Origin of the sequence: Methylobacterium sp. 1030, from assembly GCF_040544715.1 — a bacterium.
In the GTDB taxonomy this organism is placed as follows: Bacteria; Pseudomonadota; Alphaproteobacteria; order Rhizobiales; family Beijerinckiaceae; genus Methylobacterium.
On sequence record NZ_JBEPKM010000027.1, the window covers coordinates 1 to 24693 of the forward strand.

21 protein-coding genes are annotated in these 24693 nt (G+C 69.3%); 6 read left to right on the top strand and 15 right to left on the bottom strand.

The features are described 5' to 3' along the window. Positions 1 to 70: 70 nt before the first annotated feature. The gene (locus ABIC30_RS28160) at positions 71 to 364 is read right to left on the bottom strand and encodes a hypothetical protein (RefSeq protein WP_354456459.1); all 294 of its coding nucleotides are present in this window, start codon (positions 362 to 364) and stop codon (positions 71 to 73) included. Positions 365 to 538: 174 nt separating this feature from the next. Beyond that, positions 539 to 1630 (bottom strand): GSU2403 family nucleotidyltransferase fold protein, encoded by a 1092-nt coding sequence (locus ABIC30_RS28165; protein WP_354456460.1) that lies wholly within the window; start codon positions 1628 to 1630, stop codon positions 539 to 541. A gap of 284 nt (positions 1631 to 1914) precedes the next feature. Between ABIC30_RS28165 and ABIC30_RS28170 the strand changes: the two genes are divergently transcribed. Both ABIC30_RS28170 and ABIC30_RS28175 read left to right on the top strand, forming a co-directional pair. After that, on the top strand, positions 1915 to 2301 hold the full coding sequence (locus ABIC30_RS28170) for a nucleotidyltransferase family protein (protein WP_354456461.1): 387 nt from the start codon (positions 1915 to 1917) through the stop codon (positions 2299 to 2301). Between the two features lie 10 nt (positions 2302 to 2311). Further along, positions 2312 to 2914 (top strand): HEPN domain-containing protein, encoded by a 603-nt coding sequence (locus ABIC30_RS28175; RefSeq protein WP_354456481.1) that lies wholly within the window; start codon positions 2312 to 2314, stop codon positions 2912 to 2914. Positions 2915 to 2968: 54 nt separating this feature from the next. Here ABIC30_RS28175 and ABIC30_RS28180 read toward each other — a convergent pair whose 3' ends face one another. The 5 genes from ABIC30_RS28180 to ABIC30_RS28200 all read right to left on the bottom strand — a co-directional run bounded on the left by ABIC30_RS28180 (position 2969) and on the right by ABIC30_RS28200 (position 11661). Next, positions 2969 to 4987 (bottom strand): hypothetical protein, encoded by a 2019-nt coding sequence (locus ABIC30_RS28180; RefSeq protein ID WP_354456462.1) that lies wholly within the window; start codon positions 4985 to 4987, stop codon positions 2969 to 2971. After that, positions 4984 to 6585: a tyrosine-type recombinase/integrase gene (locus tag ABIC30_RS28185; RefSeq protein ID WP_354456463.1), complete on the bottom strand. Its 1602-nt coding sequence runs from the start codon at positions 6583 to 6585 to the stop codon at positions 4984 to 4986. Before ABIC30_RS28185 ends, ABIC30_RS28180 begins: the two co-directional genes overlap by 4 nt. Next, on the bottom strand, positions 6582 to 7763 hold the full coding sequence (locus ABIC30_RS28190) for a tyrosine-type recombinase/integrase (protein ID WP_354456464.1): 1182 nt from the start codon (positions 7761 to 7763) through the stop codon (positions 6582 to 6584). The genes ABIC30_RS28185 and ABIC30_RS28190 overlap by 4 nt, the downstream gene beginning before the upstream one ends. A gap of 651 nt (positions 7764 to 8414) precedes the next feature. Beyond that, positions 8415 to 10643, bottom strand: coding sequence for a TonB-dependent siderophore receptor (locus ABIC30_RS28195; protein ID WP_354456465.1), 2229 nt, complete (start codon positions 10641 to 10643; stop codon positions 8415 to 8417). A 130-nt stretch (positions 10644 to 10773) separates the two neighbouring features. Beyond that, entirely contained in the window at positions 10774 to 11661 is an 888-nt protein-coding gene (locus ABIC30_RS28200; protein ID WP_020094287.1) for an acid phosphatase, read from the bottom strand. Positions 11662 to 11968: 307 nt separating this feature from the next. Between ABIC30_RS28200 and ABIC30_RS28205 the strand changes: the two genes are divergently transcribed. Continuing rightward, positions 11969 to 12832, top strand: a complete 864-nt coding sequence (locus tag ABIC30_RS28205; protein ID WP_020094286.1) for a hypothetical protein — start codon at positions 11969 to 11971, stop codon at positions 12830 to 12832. A 35-nt stretch (positions 12833 to 12867) separates the two neighbouring features. Here the strand turns inward: ABIC30_RS28205 and ABIC30_RS28210 are convergent, their stop codons facing one another. The 4 genes from ABIC30_RS28210 to ABIC30_RS28225 all read right to left on the bottom strand — a co-directional run bounded on the left by ABIC30_RS28210 (position 12868) and on the right by ABIC30_RS28225 (position 15904). Next, positions 12868 to 13722, bottom strand: a complete 855-nt coding sequence (locus tag ABIC30_RS28210) for an alpha/beta fold hydrolase (RefSeq protein WP_354456466.1) — start codon at positions 13720 to 13722, stop codon at positions 12868 to 12870. Positions 13723 to 13748: 26 nt separating this feature from the next. Next, on the bottom strand, positions 13749 to 14624 hold the full coding sequence (gene dapD / locus ABIC30_RS28215) for a 2,3,4,5-tetrahydropyridine-2,6-dicarboxylate N-succinyltransferase (RefSeq protein WP_020094284.1): 876 nt from the start codon (positions 14622 to 14624) through the stop codon (positions 13749 to 13751). 36 nt (positions 14625 to 14660) lie between these two features. Then, the gene (locus tag ABIC30_RS28220) at positions 14661 to 15152 is read right to left on the bottom strand and encodes a cyclic nucleotide-binding domain-containing protein (RefSeq protein WP_020094283.1); all 492 of its coding nucleotides are present in this window, start codon (positions 15150 to 15152) and stop codon (positions 14661 to 14663) included. Between the two features lie 65 nt (positions 15153 to 15217). Next, positions 15218 to 15904 (bottom strand): response regulator transcription factor, encoded by a 687-nt coding sequence (locus ABIC30_RS28225; protein ID WP_020094282.1) that lies wholly within the window; start codon positions 15902 to 15904, stop codon positions 15218 to 15220. A 377-nt stretch (positions 15905 to 16281) separates the two neighbouring features. Here ABIC30_RS28225 and ABIC30_RS28230 point away from each other — a divergent pair, with 377 nt between their 5' ends. Beyond that, positions 16282 to 16839, top strand: a complete 558-nt coding sequence (locus tag ABIC30_RS28230; protein ID WP_020094281.1) for a L,D-transpeptidase family protein — start codon at positions 16282 to 16284, stop codon at positions 16837 to 16839. A gap of 51 nt (positions 16840 to 16890) precedes the next feature. Here the strand turns inward: ABIC30_RS28230 and ABIC30_RS28235 are convergent, their stop codons facing one another. Continuing rightward, complete coding sequence (locus tag ABIC30_RS28235; protein ID WP_199778775.1) at positions 16891 to 17598, bottom strand: YggS family pyridoxal phosphate-dependent enzyme; 708 nt, start codon at positions 17596 to 17598, stop codon at positions 16891 to 16893. A 268-nt stretch (positions 17599 to 17866) separates the two neighbouring features. On the opposite strand from ABIC30_RS28235, the gene leuS reads away from it, so the two are divergent. Next, a complete protein-coding gene (gene leuS, locus ABIC30_RS28240) occupies positions 17867 to 20452 on the top strand; it encodes a leucine--tRNA ligase (RefSeq protein WP_020094279.1) in 2586 nt (861 codons plus the stop codon). 403 nt (positions 20453 to 20855) lie between these two features. On the opposite strand, the gene ABIC30_RS28245 is transcribed toward leuS, so the two are convergent. The 3 genes from ABIC30_RS28245 to ABIC30_RS28255 are packed head-to-tail and all read right to left on the bottom strand — an operon-like array spanning position 20856 to position 23377. After that, on the bottom strand, positions 20856 to 21641 hold the full coding sequence (locus ABIC30_RS28245; RefSeq protein WP_020094278.1) for an ABC transporter substrate-binding protein: 786 nt from the start codon (positions 21639 to 21641) through the stop codon (positions 20856 to 20858). Positions 21642 to 21656: 15 nt separating this feature from the next. After that, positions 21657 to 22427, bottom strand: a complete 771-nt coding sequence (locus tag ABIC30_RS28250; protein ID WP_020094277.1) for a TerC family protein — start codon at positions 22425 to 22427, stop codon at positions 21657 to 21659. Then, on the bottom strand, positions 22424 to 23377 hold the full coding sequence (locus tag ABIC30_RS28255; protein ID WP_020094276.1) for a lipid kinase: 954 nt from the start codon (positions 23375 to 23377) through the stop codon (positions 22424 to 22426). Before ABIC30_RS28255 ends, ABIC30_RS28250 begins: the two co-directional genes overlap by 4 nt. A 215-nt stretch (positions 23378 to 23592) precedes the next feature. Between ABIC30_RS28255 and ABIC30_RS28260 the strand changes: the two genes are divergently transcribed. Beyond that, complete coding sequence (locus ABIC30_RS28260) at positions 23593 to 24525, top strand: hypothetical protein (RefSeq protein WP_020094275.1); 933 nt, start codon at positions 23593 to 23595, stop codon at positions 24523 to 24525. The last annotated feature ends 168 nt before the right edge of the window (positions 24526 to 24693 follow it).

A 24693-nucleotide genomic window follows, 5' to 3' on the forward strand; every position in this document is an offset into this window, starting at 1 on the left:
TGATCCTCGTTCCTGATCATCTCGACCTCCTCGCTCATCGAGGGGGTCAGGTCCTCATGGCGTCAGGGGGTCAGTTTGCCGTGTCGCCTGACACCTGTCTCGACCACGTATAGTTCCAGCGGAGTTCCGCCTTAGCCACGAGGGCTTCCCAGGAAAGCGGTTCGCCAGACCAAGCGACGATCTCCGCCAGCAGCCATTCGACCACTTTCGGATCCAGGGCCTTCCGCTGCACCCTGCGTGCGCGATCGACCGTCCCGTTCTTTCCCCGTTTCGGCATCAGACGTTCGCTTCCGGCGTACGGCACGAGATAGCCGGACGGAGCCTTTCGGAAGCGTGACCATTCCTTCGACGCATGCGGTTGCATGGACGCCGTTCCTTCCGGACGCGCGGGACCATCGCGGCCCGGCGGGCTCTGCCCGGACCCGCAGACTTTCGGATGGAAATGCCAGCCGACGGTCCAGATCCGACCTTCGATGGCGCCTCCGCTTCCAGACGATCGTCCGTCCGCGCAGATGCGCCGACGGACCGACCCGGTGGGCTACATCCGTGGAACGGGTGTGCCCATGTCCGACGTCAGCCCGTATTCCGCCGGGTCGGCGTCGATCTCCTCCAGCCCGTTCTCCAGCGTCCGCTCTAGGGCGTCGCGCAGTTTGGGCTGCATGCACGAGATCCCGGTCTCGAGAGCCTCGCGCCATACGGGTCCGCGATCCCAAGCCTCGGACCACGCCATCGCGAGATCGCCATGGCGCCGTACGGTCTCAAGCGCCGATGCCAGAGCCGCAGCCTGATGGAGGTCGCTCGAGCCCTCCGCGCAGCCGATCGTATCGCCGTTGACGCAGGCGGCTACCAGGATCCTATGGACGGCAAACCGCCCGGGCGCCGGAATAGCCACAGGTACCCCGCTCCTGTGCAACAGAACCGATCTGACCGGCTCCCGGATCAGGAAGTCGAGGAACGTCGCCGGCGGAGCGGGCGCATCGCCGAAGTGGTCCTCCTCGTCATCCAGCGTCAAAAGCTCGACCGTGTAGCCCGTATCCGACGCAAACTGCATCGAGACGCGTCCGCCCGGGCCATGGGACACAGCGCGGAACGAGGAATCGACCGCTCGGAGAAAATCCAGCACCGGAGGCGAACTCTCGCCCACAGCAGCCGAGATCGTATCGAATTTGGCCGTACCCACATCGGCCGGCCGCATGACTGCCGAGGGAAGCCGCACTCCAAGGAACCCGCCCAGGCATTGAAGCGCGACCGGGCCGATCAGCACGCCGCCGAACTCGAATAGACCTGCCTCGGCCAGGGCGGCGACGATGTCCCCGGTCATCGGTTCCGGCTGGGGGAATCCCGTCTCGCGCACGAGGGTCGACACGAGCTTCCGGCGTGCCCGGCGAGCGTTCTTGAGGTTCTGGAAGTCCTCGACCCGTCGCGTGATCTCCTCGTCGGTTGCCGGCCCGACGTAGGTCCGCTTGTTCGCCCCATTCACTGCCTGGTCGAAGTACCAGTAGCGTCGACCTTTCACCTCCACAGGGACGAACCGGCCCGAGAGATCGAGGTCGCTCTCGAACGAGGCGTCCATGACGCGTTCGCAGAGTTCTGCGAACATGGTCCGGTACACGAGGTCGACCTCGCGCATCACGCCCTCGTTATACTGTCTTCGCGAATCAAGTATAACACATAGGCTGCGATCTTGGAAGGCGGATATTCATCTTGCAAACCTTTCGGACCGATCGCGATGCGTGTGATGGCCGGCTCCCGGCGTTTCGGCGCTCGTCCGACCGGAGGCACCACACCGACCTTTCGAGGATCATCAACGAGCGCAACGCGTTCGGTTGCGGCCACCCGGCCAATCTACAGAGGTCGTTGGCTGCGAAAGGGGCGCCAACGTGTTAAGGTGCCGGGCTCGGTGAGGGTGGAACGATGGCATCCGAGGTGGCCGACAGAAGTAAGGGCATCGACGCATCCGTCTGGAGCGCGGTGCAGGATTTCGCACAGGCATTGAGCCGGTCCTACGGCAGCCGTGTTCGCAAGCTCGTCGTCTTCGGCAGCCGCGCGAGACGACAGGCGCAGCCGGACAGCGACATCGATGTGGCCGTCGTCATCGATACTCTGGAGGGGCGCCGCTACGACGAGCGCATGCGAATGGTCGACATCGCCTATGAGATCCTCCTGTCAACCGGGATGGATATCCAGGCGTGGCCCGTGACGGTGTCCGAATGGGAGGGCCTGCAGGAACACTCCAATCCGGAACTCCTGGACAACATGAAGCGCGACGGCATCGAGTTCCGAGGCCAGCTTGCCGCCTGACCTGCTCGCCATGTCCGTGGAATCTGCGGAAGCAGCGCGGGATGCATTCGACAACGGTCACTACGATACCGCGGTGAACCGCGCCTACTATGCGACGTTCAACGCCGCCCGAGCTTGGCTTCGCCACCTCGGCAGGCCTGTCGAGGGCAAGCATGGAGCGATCATCAACGACTTCGGCCTGACGATCGTCAGGCCAGGGCTGGTAGGGCCCGAGGTAGGCAGAGCCTTCAACAGGATGCGCGAGTCCCGGAACGACGCCGACTATGGCGAGTCGAGCTTCGTTCCGCACGAAGTTCTGACGATGGTCGAGCAAGCCGAGAAGCTCGTCGACCGCGCGTTCGCGGAGCTTTCCACGAGAACGGCCACCACCGCTCGGCCGCGGCGACAGAGTGCCAGGGAGCGCGCCGAGGAGACTATGCGGACGGCTTTGGTCTCGATCCTCGTCCGGGCCGCGACAGCCCGCGGCCTCGACGTACCTCCCGAAGTCGCGCGGCAGCTCCACGAGGAAGCTTCTCCATCTGACATCGAGGAACTCATCGTCGAAATCGACGGGTCGACCGACCTGCGGGAGGCTGTGGAGCGGAAGCTGGGCCGGCCGCGGCCGGGCGCATGAGCCGTCCGACCAGCTGAACCGTTCCCGGCTCGTCCGCCTCGTACGGCCTGCAACCTATCCCGCGAGTCGGTCGGGCTCTTCCGGGGCCGGCAACGCGGGCAACTGCACGATGGTCCCGTCAGGGATGGAAGCGTCGTCGTGGATGGCCATGATGGCACGTAGGCCGGCAACCAGCCGCTCGTGGTAGGCCACGAAGTTCGCCGCGCCGTAGGTTCCGTCCCCAGCCTCGGCGCGCGCCTTATCCAGCATGATCTCGGCCTCGGCGAGCCGCTTCCGGGCCCGCTCCCGTCCCGCCGGATCGCCTTTCACGACCGCGCAGTCGGCGCACCCTGCCGCGCACGCGCCGTGGTGAGGGCAGGGGGCGGCGGCCCAGTCGTGCAGGCACATGCCGAGGTCGGTCGTGTGGGCGGTCGAGAGGTGCACCTGCAGAAAGGCCGAGCGTTCGACGGGCGGGTGCCTGTCGAACGCGATCCGGATCGGGCCGCGCATCCGGTCGGTCTCGATCATGGTCCGGGCCTTCTCGGCCAGCTCGTACCCGCTCAGGTGATCGTACACGGCGTTCTGGGCGACGTGCCTGCGCCCGGACCACATCGCCATCTCCAGCTGGCTGATGCCGCCGCGCTGCCCGATGGTGTTCAGGAAGTGCCTGAGCTGATGGGTGTTCATCCGGATCGGCGAGCCGTCCGGCATGGCTAGGCCGTGCCGCTCGAAGATCGACCCCGATCCTCCGCGCCCGCACAGGAATTCCTGGACTGCCGGATAGTCGACGAACTCCACCACCGACCGCTGCTCGCCCTTCAGCGAATGGAAGAAGTTGCGGTGTACGAGCATCAGGCACTCGTGCCGAGCCAACGGATGGCCCTCCGGCAGCGTCTCGCTCCGCGAGAGCAGGAAGGCCTCGAAATCGTCCTGCCGGCAGGCGATCCTCCGACCCGGCAGCTGCTGCACCGGGATCCCGTTGTCGTAGATGATATCGCGGGCGTTCCTGCCGAGGTGATCATTCCGGACGCCGGTCAGATCTGCGATCTCGGGAGGCGTCAGTAGACGATCCGGCGGCCCGCCTCCGTAGGGCAGGGGGAGCCAGGCGCGACCCGGATTGTCGTGCATGTACCGCGCGACGGCTCGGGCCGAGGCCGTGATGCGCGTGATGTCGCGGATCGCGCGCTTGGCGACATCCGTCATCGTGGTCGGGATCCACTTGACGTCCCAGGACCACCCTTTCGATCCCAAATACCGGATGCCGTAGCGCATCACCGGCTGCCCGTCCGCGTCCAGCGCCGGGATGCCGTTGTGCGTGGCCGCCTCATAGACCTCCGGATCGACCGGGAGCGTCAGCAACTCGCCGATCCGCCAGGGAGCGCACGCCAGGAGCTGCACGACCCGGAGCAGCAGAAGATCCCGATCGGAGAGGTCCGCAGTCGGGATCGAGCCGAGGGCCGCCAGGGCGGCCTCGCTCGGCAGCTTCGTGTCGCGGGCCGCTTCCGCCTCCGGAGAGATCCTGGTCTTTTGGTCCTCGTGGGCGAAGGGGTTGGCGAAGTCGATGCGCCTGCCGGCAATCCCGCGATCGCTGACGAACTTCGCCATACGGGCGAGGTAGACGCCGATCCGATAGGGAACAGTGCTTTCGGCCACGTCCCGCCTCGCGAGTTCCGCCGCCCGACGGAAATCCTCGGGCTCCAGCAGACATGGGTCTCGCGCCTTGTCCGCCAGGGCGGCGTAGAGGTAGCGGCCGGCACGGATGGCGTTGCCGTGCCCGCTCATGTTCAACTGTGGGCTGGCGGCCTCATGGAGCCGCACGTACGCCTTGATGAACCCGGCGAACGGTTCGAGCATCGGCTCGGCCACGAACGCTGCTTTCCGCCCCTTCATCGAGCTCGCGGTGAACCAGAGGGTCGTCGTGGTGCTCGCGCTCCCGCCGCTCCTCCGCGTGCCTCCGGCCCCGACCGGCCAACCGGTGGCATCGAAGTCCAGGTCGGTCCCGAAGGCGTGGCTCCTCCGAGCCGCATCGACCATGCGACGGTAGTTCTCGTCCGGCGTGCGGCTCCAGAACGGGACGATCTTGGCGTCGCTCATGAGGGACTTCCGATCTCCTTCGCCCGCTCGGCTTGTATCAGGGCGCATCGGTGGACGACGTCGGCGACCGCGAGGATCAGGTCGTCGTTGAGGGCGATCATCCTGGGACCGAGACCGGCGGCCTGCCGCTCGGCGCGTTCGGCCGCGAGCGAGCGCAGGACGTGCTCGTGGGGAGCGTCGATCCAGGGCTGGAAATGGACGCAGACGTAGCAGGCTCGCGGCGCGGCGAGGCCGCAGAAGGCGAAGTTTCCGCAGGTGCCGACCCCCTGGAGGTCGGCGTCGGGGGCGTCGGCATGGAAGATGCGGCTGGCCCGGTCCCCACCTCTCGTGGCCTCGTGTTCGCCCGCGACGAGCTTGCCCATGAAGGCCTGCGCGAGCGGTGCAAGATCGAGCGCGACGGCGGCATCGAGCTTCTCGACGATGTCGCCTTTGAGGTTCACGTAGCTCTGCACCGACTGCAGATCGGTGTGGTCCAGAAGATCCGCGACGGCTCGGGGCGAGGCGCCCTCCCGCAGGAGACGGGTCGCGAAGAGGTAGCGGAACCGGCGCGGAGTCATGCGCAGAGGTTCGCCGGTGCGGGGCGAGCGGACGTCCAGAGCCGCCACGGTATCGCCGACGATCGCGCTGATCTCGCCGGCCGTCGGATGCATGGCGTAGGCGCGACGGACCCCGTCCAGCAGCTCCGCCCGCGGTCTCCGTCGCGGGAACAACGGCAGGGCGAAATCGGGGTCGGGCCAGCCGAGCCGGGCGCGTTCGTCGGCGTTCGCCCGAAGCACCTTCCGGATGACCGCGAGCGCCCGCGCGTCGATCTTGCGGCTACGGAACTGGGTCCGGACGTCGGCGTCGCGCTTCTTCATCCGCGGTATGCGCAGTTCGGCCAGACCGTCGTCCCGGACGACGAGGTCCTCCTCCCGGAGCAGTGCCAGCTGCCGCGGGTTCGCTCCGAACAGGATGCAGAGCCAGACGATCGCGAGGCTCGAAGCCGGCAGGGTGTCCCGCTCCAGGGCCGCCCTCAGCGCGTTCAGCAGCAGCGTGGTCTCGACGTCGTCCAGCGGACCCTTGTCCGGATCCCGCGACCGGACGGCGGCTGCGGCGGGGCCGGTCTTGATCACGGTGTTGCGCAGGTCGATGGCGGCCTGCCTGTCGAAGGCCGGGCAGCGGGTCGAGCACCACGCGAACCATGCGCGCATGTGCACGAGCCTGAGCTTGTGCCAGCGCTCCTCGTCCCGCGCCTGGAAGAACGCCTGTGCGTCCAGCGTGCTGGCGCAATCGCGGGCGTTGGCGAGGCACTGTTCGGCGAAGACGGAAAGCCGGCCCGCGACCTTGATCGTATCGAACGCGTTCCGGACGTGGCTGGGCGACCTGGAGCAGATCAGCGAGACGACATAGTCGGCGGTGGCTTCGAGGATCGTCGACGAGGGGATGGAGATCTTCGACCAGTCGAGCACGATGCGGGCGGTCGCCTCGTGGATGTGCCAGAGGGGTCCGGAACAGTCGACCTGATGTCCAGCCAGATCGACGATCCCATGGCGCGGCCTCGGGAGAAGCGTCGCCTCCCGATCCTCCGGGGCCTGCGGAAGCGCGGCGGTGGCGGTCATGAGCGCGACGATCCGGAGAAGCTGAGTTCCTGAAGCTTGTGCAGGTAGGCCGCGCCCTGCTCGCGGATGTGGCGCTGGGTGTAGTGCTCGCCCTGGTTCGAGGTCTTCGACCAGCCCATCAGGAAGCGCCTGGTCTGCGCCTCGATGCCCGGCCGCAGCTCCTCCGCGTCGGCAAGCTCGGAGAAGCGGTCGTTCCAGGTGTGTCGCAGGAGATGGGGGACGAGGCCGTCGGGGACGTCGGGAGCCGTCCTCAGCTTCCGGAAGATCGCGTGGATGGTCTCCTCCGCGATCGGCAGGCCTCGCTCCGACACGAACACGTAGGGGTTCCGCTTCGAACCGGGATAGACCCTCGGATCGAGCCGCTCCTTCGTCAGCCAGTTGTTGAGCGCGTACGCCGAAGCGCGAGAGAGGGGCAGCGTCCTCGCCGCGGTCTTCGTCTTCGCCTTCCTGCGCCGGGTGTCGTCCGGGTCGTTGTCCCGCCGATGGACCGTGACGACGGGCTGCGATCCCGACAGCATCAGGTCGTGCCTCTTGATGCCGCGCAGTTCGCCGAGGCGGATCCCCAGCTCGTAGAGCAGGAACACGATGAGGAAGTTGCGCTGCTGGTGCCTCGCCTCGAACGGGTTGCCGGCCGACCCGGGGAGGATCGCCTCCAGGATCGCGACGGTCTCGGCATCGTCGAAGCCCTCGCGCGACACGGTGCCGGCGGAAGGCAGGAGTTCGGTCATCTGCGTGACGAACGCGTCGAGACGCATGGCGCCCTCGACGTACAGCGGAGTTCCGCGGACCAGCCGCTGCAGCGCATGGCCGCCGCACCAGCGGACATAGGCGGCGACGGACCGGCATCTCCCGATCCAGGCCCGATTGCAGATGACGCGGACGGTGCCGTGCCTGGGACTTCTGCGGCCGTTCCGAACGGCGACGTCCTCGCGCAGCCATTGCCGAATGGCGACGACCTCGTCGGTTCCGAGGAACTCCAGGGAGCGGACCCTGTCGGCGAGATCAACGCCGGCTGCGTCGGCCCAGGCATGGGCCTGAACGATCGCGGCAGCGGCGTGCCTCTGCGTCGCGAAGGCGCGTCCGCCGTCGCGCAGGACGACCGACAAGTAGAGGTTGGGCCACCAGACCGGTGCCGCGTCCGCATCGAGCACGACGGCGACATCCTCGCCCCAGCTCATGCGCTGCTGGGTCGAGCGCCAAGGGCGAGGCTCGCGCGGGCCTGCAAGAGTGACGGCACCATCCATGCCGACCACGGTGTACGCGGGACGGGCGGGAGGCAACCGAAGGGCGCAGTTTACGTCAAGCGTGCGTAACCAACTGCATATAAAGAGAAAATAGCGAACAGTTTACGAAATCGTGTGACGACGGCGTCGGGCCCGCCGCCTGCGCGTACCGGGAGCGGTCAGGTGGTGCCAAGTTGCGGGACGTAACCGGCATTCGGTCGGGAAGTCATTGATACGTATGAACAATGCGCGGCAGTTTACGGGACGGGTCGGCGCATGCGTCGCGCCTTCCGTCATCCTTGAGCCGCCTCGCCTCCGGCCAGCAACAGTTTACGCGCCGGAGGGATGGAAATCCTCGCAAGCATCTGACGAAACTCGGGAAGCCCCGCCAGTTCACGCGGAGCGCCCGCAGTTTACGCAATGCCGCCGGCATCCAGGCATCAACATACTGAAAAACCTAACTGATTCCTCGCAGTTTACGCGATGGAACACATTACGGTCGACCAAAAGGCTTTCGACAAAAGTTTACGCCGGCCGAAACGGGAAATTTCCCTTTTCGAACCGGCGCTTGGAGTATTTAGTTTACGTATTTAAGTAGATTACGGTCTACCAGCGGTAGATCAGGCTGCCGATGACCGTCGCGGGCGCGCCGCGGTAGCAGAACCCGGCCTGGCAGGTCGTGTAGCTGCGGTCGAAGATGTTGGACGCGTTGATCTGCGCGCGGAAGCCCCTGTACTTCGGGTCGAGGGCCGCGAAATCGTAGGCGACCAGCGCGTCGAACAGGGTCACGGTCGGATTGCGGACGGTGTTCTCGTCGTCGGCGAAGCTCGTCCCGGCGTAGCGGATGCCGCCGCCCAGTTGCAGGCCGGCCAGCGGCGAGCCGGGCGCGAACTGATAGGTCCCGAAGGCGGTGAAGCTGTCGCCCGGGATCCCCGAGAGGGCGTTGCCGTCGATCGGCCGCCCGGTGACCAGGGAGGTCTGGCGCAGATAGCGAAGGTTGAGGTGGGTGTAGGACAGCGTCAGGTTGGTTCCCGGCGCGAAGTTCGCCGTCAGCTCGGCCTCGAACCCTTTCGACTCGACCGACCCGGTCGCGACCTGATTGGCGATGTTGTTCGGATCCTGCCGCAGGAGCGACGATTGCACGATGTCGAACCCTGAGAACGACGTCGTGATGTTGGTGTTCGGGATGGCCGCCTTCACGCCGGCCTCGATCTGGTCGCCGGTCGCGGCCTTGAACGGGTTCCCGTTCACGTCGACGCCGACCTGCGGCGTGAAGGTCGTGGCGTAGCTGGCGTAGGGCACCAGGAAGTCGGTGAGCAGGTAATTCAGGCCGATGCGGCCCGAGAAGGCCCGATCGGTCTGGTCGGCGACCGTGCCGGCCGTCCGGTCGCTCGTGTTCTGGAAGACCCAGTCGTGCCGGCCGGTGAGGGTCAGCACGAAGCGCCCGAGCTTGGCCTGATCCTGCAAGTAGGCGCCGATCTGATCCTGCGCCTGACTCTGGAAGTTCGTGTAGCGCGGCCGGGCGATCACCTGCTGGCCGTAGTTCAGGGTCAGGAGGTTGAGGTCCGGCGCGGCCCCGAAACCGAAGGCGCGCGTGTAGTCGTAATGGGCGTAATCGACCCCGCCGATCAGGGTGTGCTGGATCGGACCGGTGGTGAAGCGGCCCTCGAGCTGGTTGTCGAGGGAGATCTGGCCCAGCGTGTCCAGGTAGGCGCCGGCCGTCCGCGCGCCCAGGGTCCGGGCCGGGTTCAGCCCCGTGATCGAGGTGTAATCGTAATCCGCGCGAACGTCGTAGTAGCGAAAGTTCTGACGGAAGATCAGATCCGGCGAGAACCTGTGCTCGAAGGCGTAGCCGACGCGATACTGCTGCTGCTTGTACTGGTTGAGCGCCGGATCGCCGGAGTAGAAATTGGTCACCCGGAAGCCCGGATCGTTGTAGAAGAAGGACGTTCCCGGCAGGCGCGACTCGAAATACTCGCTGAGGAAGGTGAAGCTGGTGTCGGAATCCGGGCGCCACGTGAAGGACGGGGCGATGAAGGTGCGGTCGTCGTCTCCGCCGGGCAGGTAGGTGTTGGACTGGCGCTTCACGCCGGTCACGCGGTAGGCCATCGTCCCGTCGGTGCCCGCCACCGGGCCGCCGATGTCGAAATTGCCCTGGAAGCGGTCGTAGTTGCCGGCCTGAAACTGCACCTCTCCGAAGGGTACGAAGACCGGGCGCTTCGAGGTCGAGTCGACGATGCCGCCGGGCGAGCCGAGACCGTAGAGGCCCGAGGCCGGCCCCCTCAGGATGGTGACCGCGTCCAGCCCGTAGGGCTCGCTGCGCGGGATCGTCAGGCCGACGGCATTGAGGCGCAGGCCGTCGCGGAAGATGCCGTTGTAGGTCGCGCTGAAGCCGCGGATGTAGAAGGCATCGTAGCGGGGATCGAAGCCGAACACGCTGCTCGACACGCCCGGCGTGTAGGCGATCGCCTGGGCCAGATCCTGCACGTTGCGGTCGTTGAGCTGCTCCCGGGTGACCACCGAGACCGATTGCGGGGTCTCGAGCAGGGGCGTGTTGGTCTTGGTCGCCGCGGGGCTCACGCGCGCCACGTAGCCGGTGACGCCGGAGGGGCCGCCGCCGCCGCCGCTGGTGGCCGCGCTGCCGCCGTCGCCGCGGCTGACATTGCCGCCGCCGCCGACGCCCGTCGGGGCCGCGGCGGCCGGGCGGGCGGCCTCCACGGAGATCTCGTCGAGCTGGACGGCGGCGCCCTGCGCGGCGGCCGCCGGGACCAGGGCGACGGTGGTCAGTGCGGTGGTGGCGAGGAGCAGACCGGACGGAGCGGAACGAAACGACATCGGGAACCCACGAACGCGCCTCTACACGGCGCCCGGGGCTCCCGTACCATCGATCACGGCCGCTCGATCAAGCCGAAAACGTGTTGTAAATCACACACTTGGAAGCGTTCAAATCTACAATCGTTCGCGCCTAGAACTCGAGCGGGGGCTCCCGCAGGGCGGTCGCCTCCCGGGTGCAGGCGGCCTGATCGGGAACCGTCCCGGGGCTGGCGAGGGCGCCGCGAAGCTCGGCGCGGGCCTTGTCGAGATCGGCGCGGAAGGCCGCGTCGCCCATCAGGGCGGCGAAGACCGCGGTGCCGGTCAGGCGTCCCGCGGCCACGTCGCTGAGCCAGTGCACGCCGCAGACGATCCGGCTCTCGCCGTAGGCCCGGCCGCGGGCCAGGATCGGGGTCGCCTTCTCGGGCACCAGGGAGGCGAGGATCAGCGCGTAGGCCCAGCCCTGCGTGGCGTGGCCCGACGGGTAGCTGAAGCTGTCGGCCAGGGCCTGGCTACGCTGCACGCAGATCGGCGCCTCGTTGCCGACGAACGGGCGGAGGCGCCGGTAATGGACCTTGGGTCCCCGCGTCGCCCGGGCGAGATCGAGGCGGGCGCGCTCCAGGAGGTTGATCACCGCCGGCACCCGCGCCTGATCGATCCGGGTGCCGAGCACGCAGGCGAAGTTCTCCAGGACGGCGGCGGCGCCCTCGGACACGTCGTTGGCGGCCAGCTCCCAGCGCGGCGACCCCTTGAGGGCGCGGGTGCTGTTGAAGGCCGCCCGGTCGGCCTTGTCGAGGGGCGCGTCGTGGGCCGGCGGGGAGGGCAGGAACTGGACGGCGTCCGGCACCGCCGCGTCGGCCAGATAGGGCTTCACGGCCGGCTTGCCGGGCTTCAGCGTGTCGGCACCGAGGGACGGGGCCGCCGGTGTTGCCGGGGGGGCCGAGGGGGCTGGGCGGGGGGAATCCTCGGCGCGGGCCGCGACGGCCAGGAGGAGGGCGAGGGCGGCCGGGGCGAGGAGGGGCAGGGACGGCGTGCGCAGCATCGGATCCGGGACTCTCTCGGATGGAATCTGCGGGGCGCGCCCGCTGCCGGAGGAACGGCTCAGCCGGCCCGTTCAGTCCCTGCACAGGCGGCCCGATCTGTCCAGCGTGCGGCGGCCGAGGCGCCTTATGAACCGCTGCATGTTGTAGGTGCGCATTCCGATCGGCGCGCGGTGCGAAGCGTCGTCAGAGCATGGCGATGCCCGGGGAAACGCACGTCGACAACCTCCGATGCAAGCCCGAGGCAAGTTTGCTCGGCAACACTGACCGGTAGATGTTCTATCGCGGGCAGCGCAAAGCGGCACTCTGATGATTGACACCCAGAAGAAGGATCACCGCCGCGAAGAACTTGGGTCCCTCTACGTCATCACGGCGCATGAATTCAATCATGTCGCGAGATCGACGCCGATAGACAGGAGATTTTTCGACAGGGACCTCCCCGCGAAATTCTATTTCGTCGATAAAACCGGCGCGCCACGCGATTTTCGGAGCACGTACATCGAGGAACGCATCCTCAATCCCAGCATCATTGACGCCGGGAGCAGATTTATCGCGGAATGGTCGTTCCTTCTCACTGAATTCGATAAGCCTTTCGCACAGTATCCGTTCTTCGTCGTGTCGTCACGGTTCTTCGAGAAGAATCTGTCCCTACCCCTGGAGCTTCAGACGTTGCTGGCGTTCGCCTTCCCGTGCCTGAAGTGTTACGGATGGGGATACTTACCTTCGTACGATCGAAAGGCCAATTTCCAAGATCTCCAATTCTACAAGGAAGTTGGCTATCTCGGCATCAAGGATGAGGGAATCGCTTTTCTCGACGGGCTGTACGGCGTGCGCTTCGTCGATCAGTACCGCATGATTTCCGATTTTTTCTGCAACTATATCGGCTTCCAATCGCGTGAACATCTTATCGAGTACGTCAAATTCTACCTTCCATTGATACGAAGATTTTTTGACGCAGACTGGAACATCGTTCGACAGCCCGAATTCTACGTGCGCAGAACAGGGACGTATCGGAACGAGAAGCCATTCACCTTCCTTCTGGAAATGGCGTCCCATTTGTTCTTCTACAAGAATAACCTGAGGTTTTGTGGCGTCAGCTACGACGGCATTCACGAAGTCGACGAGCGCGAAACGATCATGAGGCCGATCATAACGTGGGATCAGGCGGGATGACCGGCTAGAACCTTTCCGGGAGCCCTCGAACGGATTCAGCCTTCCCGGATCGCGGCGGCCACGGCGTCCGGATGCTCCTCGTGCGGGCTCAGGGCGCCGGGGATCGCGGCGCCGGTCACGCGGCCGCCGGCGACGAGGGCGTCCATCTCGGCGCCCGAGCGCCGCGGGGCGCCCGCGGGGCGCAGCACCAGGGTCGGCGGCAGGCCGTCGCCGAACAGGGCCAGGAAGGCGTCGCGGCTGCCCACCGGGTCGAGGCCGCCGGTGACGAAGGCGGCGGTGCCGAAGCGGCCGTTGCGCTGGCGGGTGATGGCGTGCTTGTCGCGGATCACCGCCGGGGTGACCCGGGCCGCGTCGGCGTAGACGTGGGCGCGCATCATCCGGCCGATGATCGGCGGGCTGATGTTGATCCGGTAGAGCGCCTCGCCGAGGATCGGGGCCTCCACGGCCCGGCGGATGCGCGGGAACCAGTGCGCCCGCCCCGGCATCGCGGTGGGCAGCGGTCCCCGCCAGGTCGGGGCCACCAGGACCAGCCGCCCGAAGGCCCCCGGGTGGCGCCGCGCCGCCGCCACGAGGTAGCCGGCGGCGTGGCCGGCCGCGACGCCGAGGGCGTAGGGGCCGGGCGCGGCCGCCAGCAGGGCGTCCAGGAAGGCGTGGAAGGTCGCCGGGGCGAGGGGGACCTGCGCCCGCGGCCGGGCGCCGAAGCCCGGCCAGTCGGGGACGAGGCAGCGGTACTCCGTCCCGAGGCGGTCGGCGAGGCCGCGCATCTCGGCCCGCGCCGAGATGGTCGACAGGGCCGGGAGCAGGAGCGCGTCCGGCCCCGCCCCGATCCGGTCGCAGGGGGTCGGCACCGTCCGGCCCGCCACCGTCAGGGTCAGCTCGGACGTCTCCATCGCGCTCCCGCCAGGTCCCGGATGAATCAGGTGCGCAGCAGCTCGTTGATGGCGGTCTTGGACCGCGTGCCGGCATCGACGCGCTTGACGATCACCGCGCAGTAGAGGCCCGGGCCCGGCGTGCCGTCCGGCAGCGCCTTGCCGGGCATCGTGCCCGAGACGACCACCGAGTAGGGCGGCACCCGGCCGTACATGACCTCGCCGGTGGTCCGGTCGACGATCTTGGTGGAGGCGCCGATATAGACGCCCATGGACAGGACGCTGCCCTGGCCGACGATGACGCCCTCCGCCACCTCGGCGCGGGCGCCGATGAAGCAGTCGTCCTCGATGATCACCGGGTTCGCCTGCAGCGGCTCCAGAACGCCCGCGATGCCGGCGCCGCCCGAGATGTGGCAGTTCTTCCCGACCTGCGCGCAGGAGCCGATCGTCACCCAGGTGTCGACCATCGTGCCCTCGCCGACATGGGCGCCGAGATTGACGAAGCTCGGCATCAGCACGGCGCCGGGGGCGATGTAGGAGCCCCGGCGGACGAAGCAGCCCGGCACGGCGCGCAGGCCCGCGGCGCGGAACTCGGCCTCGCCCCAGCCGGCGAATTTCGACGCGACCTTGTCCCACCAGGGCGCGCCGCCGGGGCCGCCCTCGATCGTCGCCATGTCGTTGAGGCGGAAGGAGAGCAGCACCGCCTTCTTCAGCCACTGGTTCACCACCCAGTCGTGGTTGCCCGACTTCTCGGCGACGCGGGCCTTACCCGAATCGAGCAGCTCCAGGGCCGCCTCGACCGCCTCGCGCACCGCGCCCTTGGTGGCGGTCGACACGTTGGCGCGGTCGTCCCAGGCGGCTTCGATGGTCTGGGCGAGATCGGAATGGGCGAGATCGGAATGGGGCTTGCCGGCCTGGGACATGGGACGGGTCAGAACTCTTGCGGCGGGAGCCCGTGCTTACAAGCGGCCACCGGAGCTGTCACCTGAGGAGATGCCGTCGATGACCTCGAGCAGTTCGCGCACCTGATCGAGATCGGTCACCAGGCCGGCGAGGTCGTCCGCCAGGGTGTCGTGGACGGCCCGCGCGGCGGCGGGGAACTCCTCCAGCACGCGGCGCATCAGCATCGGGGTGATCCGCATCACCGCGGCGCTCCCCTCGGCCCGGGCCTCGGTCGGGCGCGTCCCGCGCACGAACAGGGCGAGCTGGCCGATCAGGGCCGAGCGCCCGGCCCGCACCGGCTCGGCCGTCGGAACCCGGGGCTCCAGGCGGATCGTGCCCGCCATCACCACGAAGCCGCCATCGGCCGGATCGCCGCGGGCGAAGAGCAGGTCGCCGTCCGCGAGGTCGCGCCGCTCGGCCGCGAAGGTCAGCAGGCGCAGGGCGTCCCGGTCGAGGAAGCCGAACAGCGGCGCGGCCGCGAGGATCGCGATATCGTCGTCGAGCCCCAAGAACGCCTCACCACCCTGCGCATACGCGAACCCGCCGGATCGCCTACACGTAAAGCTTCAATTCGTCAGGGCAGCAACTTGTATCCGCCGCCCTCGGTCACGAGGATCGCGGCGGTGGCGGGGTTCGGCTCGATCTTCTGGCGCAGCCGGTAGATATGCGTCTCCAGCGTGTGCGTGGTCACCTGGGCGTTGTAGCCCCAGACCTCGGCCAGCAGGGTGTCGCGGTTCACCACGGCCCGGCCCGCCCGGTAGAGGAAGCGCAGGATCGCGGTCTCCTTCTCGGTGAGCTTCAGCTTGGAGCCGCGCTCGCCGACGAGGAGCTTGGCGCCCGGGCGGAACGTGTACGGGCCGATCTGGAAGACCGCGTCCTCGGAGGCCTCGTGGCTGCGCAGGTGGGCGCGGATCCGGGCCAGCAGGATGCCGAACTTGAACGGCTTGGTGACGTAGTCGTTGGCGCCGGCCTCCAGCCCCTCGACGTGATCCGCCTCGGAATCCTGGGCGGTCAGCATGATCACCGGGCCGCGGAAGCCGGCGGCGCGCATCCGGCGCACGGCCTCGCGCCCGTCGAGGTCGGGCAGGCCGACATCCATGACGGCGAGGTCGATCCGCTCCGCGGCGACCCGCCGGATCGCGTCGGTGGCGTTGGCCTCGGTGAAGACCGTGAACTCGTCGCAGAGATCGAGCTGCTCGGTCAGGGTATCGCGCAGGACCGCGTCGTCGTCGCAGATCAGCAGGCGGTAGACATTCGGCATCGTCCGGGCCCCAATGCGTGCTGCGGGAGGGGCGAGGGCCGCCTGCCGGGTGCAGCATGCGATGATGTCAGATCTCGGCAGGATCGCGCGACGACCCTACCCAGGCTTGTGTTTCCGCATCCTTTCGCCGCCGTGACAAGCGCCCCGGCGAACGGGCTGCGGGATCGGGGGCGCGCCGCTCCGGGATCACGGCGGCGGTCCCCGCGGCGCGGCGGGGGGCTGGCGCGCTCCCGAATCCCGGCTCGGCGGCCCGGGTTCAACCGAGAGATAGAGCATCCTTTGTGGCCGGAAGTTGCCTTGTGCGCAATTTTTCACCGGTTCGAAGTACCGATCCCGGGCATAAGGCCCCGGGACCGGGCGGATTCGGGAGGACGGAGATGCGGCGGCCGAGCAGGGGACCCATCCGCCTGACCCTGGGGGAGATCCGCGTCCGCGCCCTCGTCGGGGACCGGCGGCGCGGGCAACTCCTCGTCGGCCCGGCGGTGATTCCCTGCGCCCTCGGGGCGGGCGGGATCGTCGGCGACAAGCGCGAGGGCGACGGCGGCTCGCCGCGCGGGCGCTTCCGCCTGCGCGGCGGCGCGTACCGGCCCGACCACCTCGCGGTCCGGCCGCGCACGCTGCTGCCCCTGCGGGCGACCCGCCCCGACGACGGCTGGTGCGACGAGAGCCGGGACCGCCGCTACAACCGGCCGATCCGCCTGCCGGCCCCGGGGGTCAGCGCCGAATCGATGTGGCGGGGCGACGGGCTCTACGATGTGGTGATCGACCTCGACTACAACCGCGCCCCGATCCGGAAGGGGCGGGGCTCGGCGATCTTCCTGCACATCGCCCGGGACGGCTACCGCCCCACGGAGGGCTGCGTCGCCCTGGCCCGGGCCGATCTCCTGCGCCTGCTCGGGCGCCTCGGGCCGCGGACGCACCTGCGGATCGGCTGAGGCCCGGGCCCAGGTTGAGGCCCGGGCCCAGGTTGAGGCCCGGGCCCAGCGTCAGGCCTTCCGGGTCCGGGCCCCGAAGATCGCGGTCCCGACCCGGACATGGGTGGCGCCGATCTGGATCGCCGCTGGGAAGTCCGCGCTCATGCCCATGGAGAGGATCGGCAGGTTGTGCTCGTGGGCGAGCCGGGCCAGCAGGGCGAAATGGGCCGAGGGCGGGTCGTCCGCGGGCGGGATGCACATCAGGCCCTGGATCGCCAGCCCGTGGGTCTCCTGGCACTCCGAGAGGAGGGTGGCGAGCTGGTCCGGGAGCACGCCGCCCTTCTGCGGCTCCGCGCCGGTGTTGACCTGGATGAGCAGCTTCGGGGTCCGGCCGGACCGCTCGATCTCCTTGGCCAGGGCCGCCGCGAGCGACAGCCGGTCGAGGGAGTGGATCACGTCGAACAGCGCCACCGCCTCCCGGGCCTTGTTGGATTGCAGCGGCCCAACGAGGTGCAGCTCCACGTCCGGGAAGCGGTGGCGGAGGGCCGGCCACTTCGCGGTGGATTCCTGGACGTAGTTCTCGCCGAAGACGCGATGGCCGGCCTTCAGCGCCGGCAGGATGCCCTCGGCCGGTACGGTCTTGGAGACCGCCACGAGTTGCACTTCGGCCGGGTCGCGCTCCGAATCCTCGGCCGCGCGGGCGATGGCGGCGCGCACCTCGGCGAGCCCGGCCGCGACATCGGCCTGACCGACGGGGAGCTTGTCGGTCCTCTGTCCCATCCCGTCGGTCGGAGGGGCGTTCGTGCCGGTCGTCGCGTCGTCCATGGCGTGCCTGTCCTGTCGCTGCCGGGCGTCGGTCTGCGTGGTATGAGCCTCGGCGCGCGTCGTCGTCGCGCCTGATCCCCGCCGACCTATGCGTTCGCGCGCCCCGCGCAAGCCCGAATCGCGCGCCGCGTTGACCGGCTGCGGCGCAGATATGCTATCGCGGCGCGACCGTGCCGTGGTCATCCTTCGGAATGACCGACGAGCCCCTGACGCAGCCGGATCCATGACCGCCAGCACCGCCCCCCAGCCCGTCGAGCGCTACAACGCCAAGGATGCCGAGCCGCGCTGGCAGGAGGCCTGGGCCGAGAAGCGGCTGTTCGAGACCGACAATGCCGACGGCCGCCCGAAATACTACGTGCTCGAGATGTTCCCCTACCCGTCGGGGCGCATCCACATGGGCCACGTCCGCAACTACGCGATGGGCGACGTGGTCGCCCGCTACAAGCGCGCCCGCGGCTTCAACGTGCTGCACCCGATGGGCTGGGACGCCTTCGGCCTGCCGGCCGAGAACGCCGCCATGGAGCGCAAGGTCAACCCACGGGACTGGACCTACGCCAACATCGCGTCGATGCGCGACCAGCTGAAGGCCATGGGCCTGTCGCTCGACTGGAGCCGGGAGATCGCGACCTGCGATCCCGACTACTACAAGCACCAGCAGCGCATGTTCCTGGACTTCCTGGCCAAGGGCCTCGTCACCCGCCGCACCGCGAAGGTGAACTGGGACCCGGTGGACCACACGGTGCTGGCCAACGAGCAGGTGATCGACGGCCGCGGCTGGCGCTCCGGCGCGCTGGTGGAGCAGCGCGAGCTGACCCAGTGGTTCTTCAAGATCACCGACTTCGCCGAGGACCTGCTGACCGCCCTGGACGGGCTGGACCGCTGGCCCGAGAAGGTCCGGCTGATGCAGAAGAACTGGATCGGCCGCTCGGAGGGCCTGGAGGTTCAGTTCGCCCTGGCCCGGCCGGTGGCCGGCGCGGCCGATCCGGTGACCGTCTACACGACCCGGCCCGACACCCTGTTCGGCGCCAAGTTCCTGGCGATCGCCGCCGACCATCCCCTGGCCGCCGCGCTGGCCGAGGGACGGCCGGAGCTGCAGACCTTCATCGAGGAGTGCCGTCGCACCGGCACCGCCCAGGCCGCCATCGACACCGCCGAGAAGCACGGCTTCGACACCGGCCTGACCGTCCGCCATCCCCTGGACCCGTCCTGGGAGCTGCCGGTCTACGTGGCGAACTTCGTGCTCATGGAGTACGGCACCGGCGCGGTGTTCGGCTGCCCGGCGCACGACCAGCGCGACCTCGATTTCGCCAACAAGTACGGGCTCGGCAACACGCCCGTGGTCTGCCCGGAAGGGCAGGATCCGGCGAGCTTCGTGATCACCGACACCGCCTATGTCGAGGACGGGCGGATGATCAACTCGCGCTTCCTCGACGGGATGCGCACGGACGAGGCCTTCGAGGCCGTGGCCCGGCGCCTCGAAGGGGAGGGGGTCGCCCGGCGCAAGGTCCAGTTCCGCCTGCGCGACTGGGGCGTCTCCCGGCAGCGCTACTGGGGCTGCCCGATCCCGATCATCCACTGCGACAGCTGCGGCCCGGTCCCGGTGCCGGTGGCCGACCTGCCGGTGAAGCTCCCCGAGGAGGTGTCGTTCGATCAGCCCGGCAACCCGCTGGAGCGCGACGCGGCGTGGCGGAACGTGCCCTGCCCGCATTGCGGCGCGCCGGCCCGGCGCGAGACCGACACGATGGACACGTTCGTCGACTCGTCCTGGTACTACGCGCGCTTCACCGCGCCCTGGCTGGCGGACGCGCCCACCGACCGGGCCGTGGTCGACCGCTGGCTGGCGGTGGACCAGTATATCGGCGGCATCGAGCACGCGATCCTGCACCTGCTCTACGCCCGGTTCTTCATGCGGGCGATGCGCGAGACCGGCTGGGCCGGCGTGGCCGAGCCGTTCGCCGGCCTGTTCACGCAGGGCATGGTCGTCCACGAGACCTACAAGGACGCGGCCGGCGCCTGGGTGCCGCCGGCCGAGATCCGCTTCGCCACCGAGGAGGGCGAGCGCCGCGCGTTTCACGTGAAAACTCAGGCGCCGATCGCGATCGGCCCGATCGAGAAGATGTCGAAGTCGAAGAAGAACGTGGTCGACCCCGACGACATCATCGCGAGCTACGGGGCCGACACGGCGCGCTGGTTCATGCTGTCCGACTCGCCGCCCGAGCGCGACGTGATCTGGACCGAGGAGGGCGTGCAGGGCGCGGCCCGGTTCGTCCAGAAGGTCTGGCGGCTGGTGAACGCGGCCGGGCAGGCGGCGGGCGACGGCGCCGCGGACCTGACCCTGCGCAAGGCCGCCCACCGGGCGCTCGCCTCCGTGCAGGACGATATCGAGCGCCTGCGCTTCAACCGCTGCGTCGCCCACATCTACACCCTGGCCAACGCCCTGGAGGACGGCCTGCGCGGGCCGGTCTCGGCCGGTGCCGCCCAGGAGGCGGCCGGCATCCTGGTGCAGCTCATCGCCCCGATGATGCCGCACCTCGCCGAGGAGTGCTGGTCCGTCCTCGGCCGCGGTGGCCTCGTCGCCCAGGCGCCCTGGCCCGAGACCGAGGCGGGGCTCCTGGTCGAGGACGAGATCACCCTGCCGGTCCAGATCAACGGCAAGAAGCGCGCGGACGTGACCGTGCCGCGGGACGCCGACGCCAAGGCCGTGGAGGCCGCGACCCTGGCGCTGGAGGCCGTCCAGAAGGTGCTGGAGGGCAAGGCGCCGCGGAAGGTGATCGTGGTGCCGGGGCGGATCGTGAACCTGGTGGTGTGATCCGGCGTCCGGTTGATGGCATCGATCTGACCGTCTTTGCGAGCGGAGCGAAGCAACCCAGCGGCACGACGCCCACCGAGGTCGCGCTACCCTGGGTCACTTCGCTTCGCTCGTGATGACGGAGCGCGTGACGCCGGCCGAGAGCCTCCTCGGGACATGGAGAGAACCCCGGATCGTGACGTTCCGCTCGATCCTCTGTCCGTCCGTAGATCCGATCGTGAGGTGCCTGCCCCGGCAGGCCTCGAATGAGGGATCCAGTCGGCCGCACGAGCCCTGAAAGGGCTCCTTCGAGGCTCCTTCGAGGCTCCTTCGAGGCTCCTTCGAGGCTCCTTCGAGGCTCCTTCGAGGCTCCTTCCGCTCGCACCTCAGGACGAGGTGTGCGGGTTCGATGGCCGCCGATAACTCATGGCGCCGCCAGATCCGGATCCTGTCCGCTGGCCTCCAGACCGCGCCGCACCAGCCCGTCCCGCTTCGCCCGCGCGACGAAATCCGCGAGATACGCGGCGCCGGCCGGATGCCCGACCGGCATTCCCATCGCCTGCGGGATCTCCATGAAGTGCCCCGGCAGCAGCCGCACCTCCGGGTGGGCCGCCGCGTAGCCGGCGAGGGGCTGGTGGACGCCGGCCGCGACGTCGAGCCCGTCCCGGGCGAAGGCCGTGACCGCCTCGGCGGAGGTCGGCGCCCGCACCAGGGTCGCGTGCTGGAGGGCGCGGGTCAGATACAGGTCGTAGGCGCTCCCGCGCCCGACCGACACGCGCACGCCGTCGCGGTCCACCGCCTCCGGGGAGCGGATCGGCGAGGCGGCCGGCACGAGGTAGCTGCCGGCGATCAGCACGTAGGGCTCCGTGAAGGCGATCCCCTCCGCCCGCTTCGGGTCGATCGCCAGGAAGCAGATGTCCCAGGTCCCGGAGCCCGCCGAGCCCGAGACCGCGCCGGCCCCCGGGAAGGTCACGAACGCCACCGGCACGCCGAGTCGGGCCGCCAGCGCCCGCGCGAGGTCGACCGACACCCCCGCGGGGCCGTCGGCGCCGGCCTGGGCCAGGACCGGATTGCCGAGGTTGATCGCCGCCCGCAGCGTGCCGGTGGGGGCGAGGTCGTGCAGGACCGTCGGATCGGGCGCCATCGGTTTCGTCTCTGCGTGGACGGCGGCGGGGAGGAGCAGGAGGAGGAGGGCCGCGCGCATCCGCATGACGGTCGCTCCCTCTCAGGCGCGCCGCGCCGGACCGGTCGACGCGGGGGCGCCGTCCCGGGCGGGACGGCGGCGCCGGCGGGCCAGCATGTTGAGGCCCTCGACGCCGGCCGAGAAGGCCATCGCGGTGTAGATGTAGCCCTTCGGCACGTGCGCGCCGAACCCCTCGGCGATCAGCGTCATGCCGATCATGATCAGGAAGCCGAGGGCCAGCATCACCACGGTGGGGTTTCGGGCGATGAAGGCCGAGAGCGGCTCGGCGGCGACCAGCATCACCACCACGGCGACCACCACCGCCACCATCATCACCGGCACGTGCTCGGTCATGCCGACCGCCGTGATAATCGAGTCGATGGAGAAGACGAGGTCGAGGAGCAGGATCTGGCCGATCGCCGCGCCGAAGCCGATCGTACCCCCGGTCACGCCCGGGGTCTCGGGCTCCGGATCCACCGTGTGGTGAATCTCCTTGGTCGCCTTCCAGAGCAGGAACAGGCCGCCGCCGATCAGGATCATGTCGCGCCAGGAGAAGTCCTGGCCCAGCACCGAGAAGACCGGCTCGGTCAGGTGCACGATGAACGCCACCGTGCCGAGCAGCCCCAGCCGCAGGATCAGAGCCAGCCCGATCCCGATGCGCCGCGCCCGCGTCTGATGCTCGGGCGGCAGCTTGTTGGTCAGGATCGAGATGAAGATCAGGTTGTCGATGCCGAGCACCACCTCCATCACCACGAGCGTGGCGAGGGCAGCCCAGACGGCGGGCTGACTGGCGAGCTGGAGCAGATCGGTCACGGGCGCGGTGCCTCGCTGGTCGGGAACAGGCGGCTCCCGAGGGCCGTCAGGTCGAAGGGGGCCGGTCCGCGCACCGGTTCGGGCGCCAGGACCTGCAGGATCTTCGGGAAGACCTTGAAATGGGCGGGCGTGCGCGTGGTCAGCTCGCCGTCGGTGTTCACCGGCCGGGGCCTGCGGGTCGAGAGCCGGATCTCCTGGGTGTGGAACGCCCGCACGTCGGCGGCCCGTCCATGCGTGCCCCGCCGCAGGGCGGGCAGCAGCGCGAGGAGCCGCCACCAGTGCTTGATCTCCAGGCTGTAGAAATCGAGCTTGCCGTCGTCGACCGCGGCACTCTCCTCCACGGTCATGCCGCCGCCGTAGTGGCGCCCGTTGCCGACCGAAACCTGGATCGTGGTGACCTTCTCCACCACGCCGTCGTGCTCGATCGTCACCGTGAAGGGCCGGACCCGGCGCAGGACCCGGACGGCCGCCACCGCGTAGCCGAGGACGCCCCAGGTCTTCTTCGATTCGGACGTCAACTCGCCCGCGAGCTCCGCCGAGAAGCCGATGCTCGCCACGTTGAAGTAGTAGTGGCCGTTGACCCAGCCGAGATCCACCGGCCGCGCCTGCGCGGTCGGGATGAAGCGGGCCGCCGCCAGGGGGTCGAGCGGCAGGTTGAGGGAGCGTGCGAGGTCGTTCGCCGTGCCGAGCGGCAGGATCGCGAAGGGCAGGCCGCTCGCCACCAGCGCGGGCGCGGCGTAGTTCATGGTGCCGTCGCCGCCGCCCAGGATCACGAGATCGACCGCGCCGGCCCGGTCGCGGATCACGTCGCGGCAATCGGCTTCCGGCGGCGGCTCCTCCGGCTCGATGCCGCCCGCACGCAGGATTTCCCGCACCTCGTCGAGATCCAGGGCGCCGTTGCGCGCCTTGGCGTTGCAGAGCAGCAGGGCCCGGCGCGGCTGCGTGCTCATCGCGCGCTCCCGGGAAGCGGGCCGGAGGGCGACTCGGTCTCAGGTCGGGCCAAGGGAGCCTCGGTGCACGGGGGAGCGGGCAGTCTGGAACGCGGTAGGGAACCCGGGACCGGCCAAAGGCCAAGTCTGTCCCCGACTTGGTACCCAAACGCACGAACGCAACCCCATCATCCCCGCAATTCCGGGCTGGTCGCCGTCGCGGAGTTCGGCAGGATGTGGGCGCGCCCGAGCCCTTCGTGGAACCCCCGACCCACGCGGGCGCGTTCTCCATGATGCCCGCCCCGGCCGCCAGGAAGGCACCGATGTCCGCCACACGTCCCGTCCGTCCCCAGGCCCTCGCCCTCGGCATGCTCCTGCCGTTCGCCCTCGCGGGCGGTGCCGCCGCCCAGAGCGCCTGGGTCGACCCGCCGCCCCGGGCCGCCGCGCAGGCGCAGGGTTCCGCGCAGGGTCCGGGAAAGGAATCGGCGCAGGAGGCGGCGAAGGAATCGACGAAGGACGCGGCGAAAGCGCCGGTACGCGCCGCCGAGCCGGTCCGGCAGGCCGCCAGACCCGAGCCGGGCGAGGACGCCCTGCCGAAGGCGGCGGCCACGCGGGCGCCGGGACCGAAGCGGGCGGCCGCCCTGGAGCGTCCGCCGGTCCGGGAACACCTGCACCACCCCGCGCGCCATCCGCACCGGCTCGCCGAGACGCCGGCCGCGACCGCCCCGGCGCCGGGCGCGTCGGCGGAGCGCGTGGCCGCCGCCCGGGCGCTGACGACGAGCTACCTCGCCACCGTCTCGGGTCCAAGCGACACCATGGTCGGGGCCGCGACCCAGTACTACGCGACCCGCGTACGCTTCTACGGGCGGCCGATCACCACGGCGGCCCTGGTCGCCGAGAAGCGCAGCTTCGTCCAGCGCTGGCCCGAGCGGCGCTACGAGCCGCGGGCGATGCGCGCCGCCTGCGACACCGAGACCTGCACGATCCGCACGATCGTCGATTTCCGCACCGCCAATCCGGGCCGGGGCGCCGTGTCCAGCGGCGAGGCCGAGCTGGTCCTGGAGGTGGGTTTCGCCGGGACGCGGCCCTACATCCTCGGCGAGACCGGTCGCGTCCTGCGGCGGAGCATCCAGGCCGGGACCCTGGCCGCCTCGCCCGGCAAGGCGTAAGAGCCGCGCGTCGCGGTCCGCCACCCCGCGGCGAGCACGGGCTCGCGCGGGGTGTGCGGCGGCCCCTACAAGAATGCCCGCAAGGGCGGCTAGGAAGGGCGCCAGCGAGGGAGCGTGCGGCGGGGCGCGTTGCGGGATCGGTCCTGCGGGTGGGGCGCCCGCGGGCGC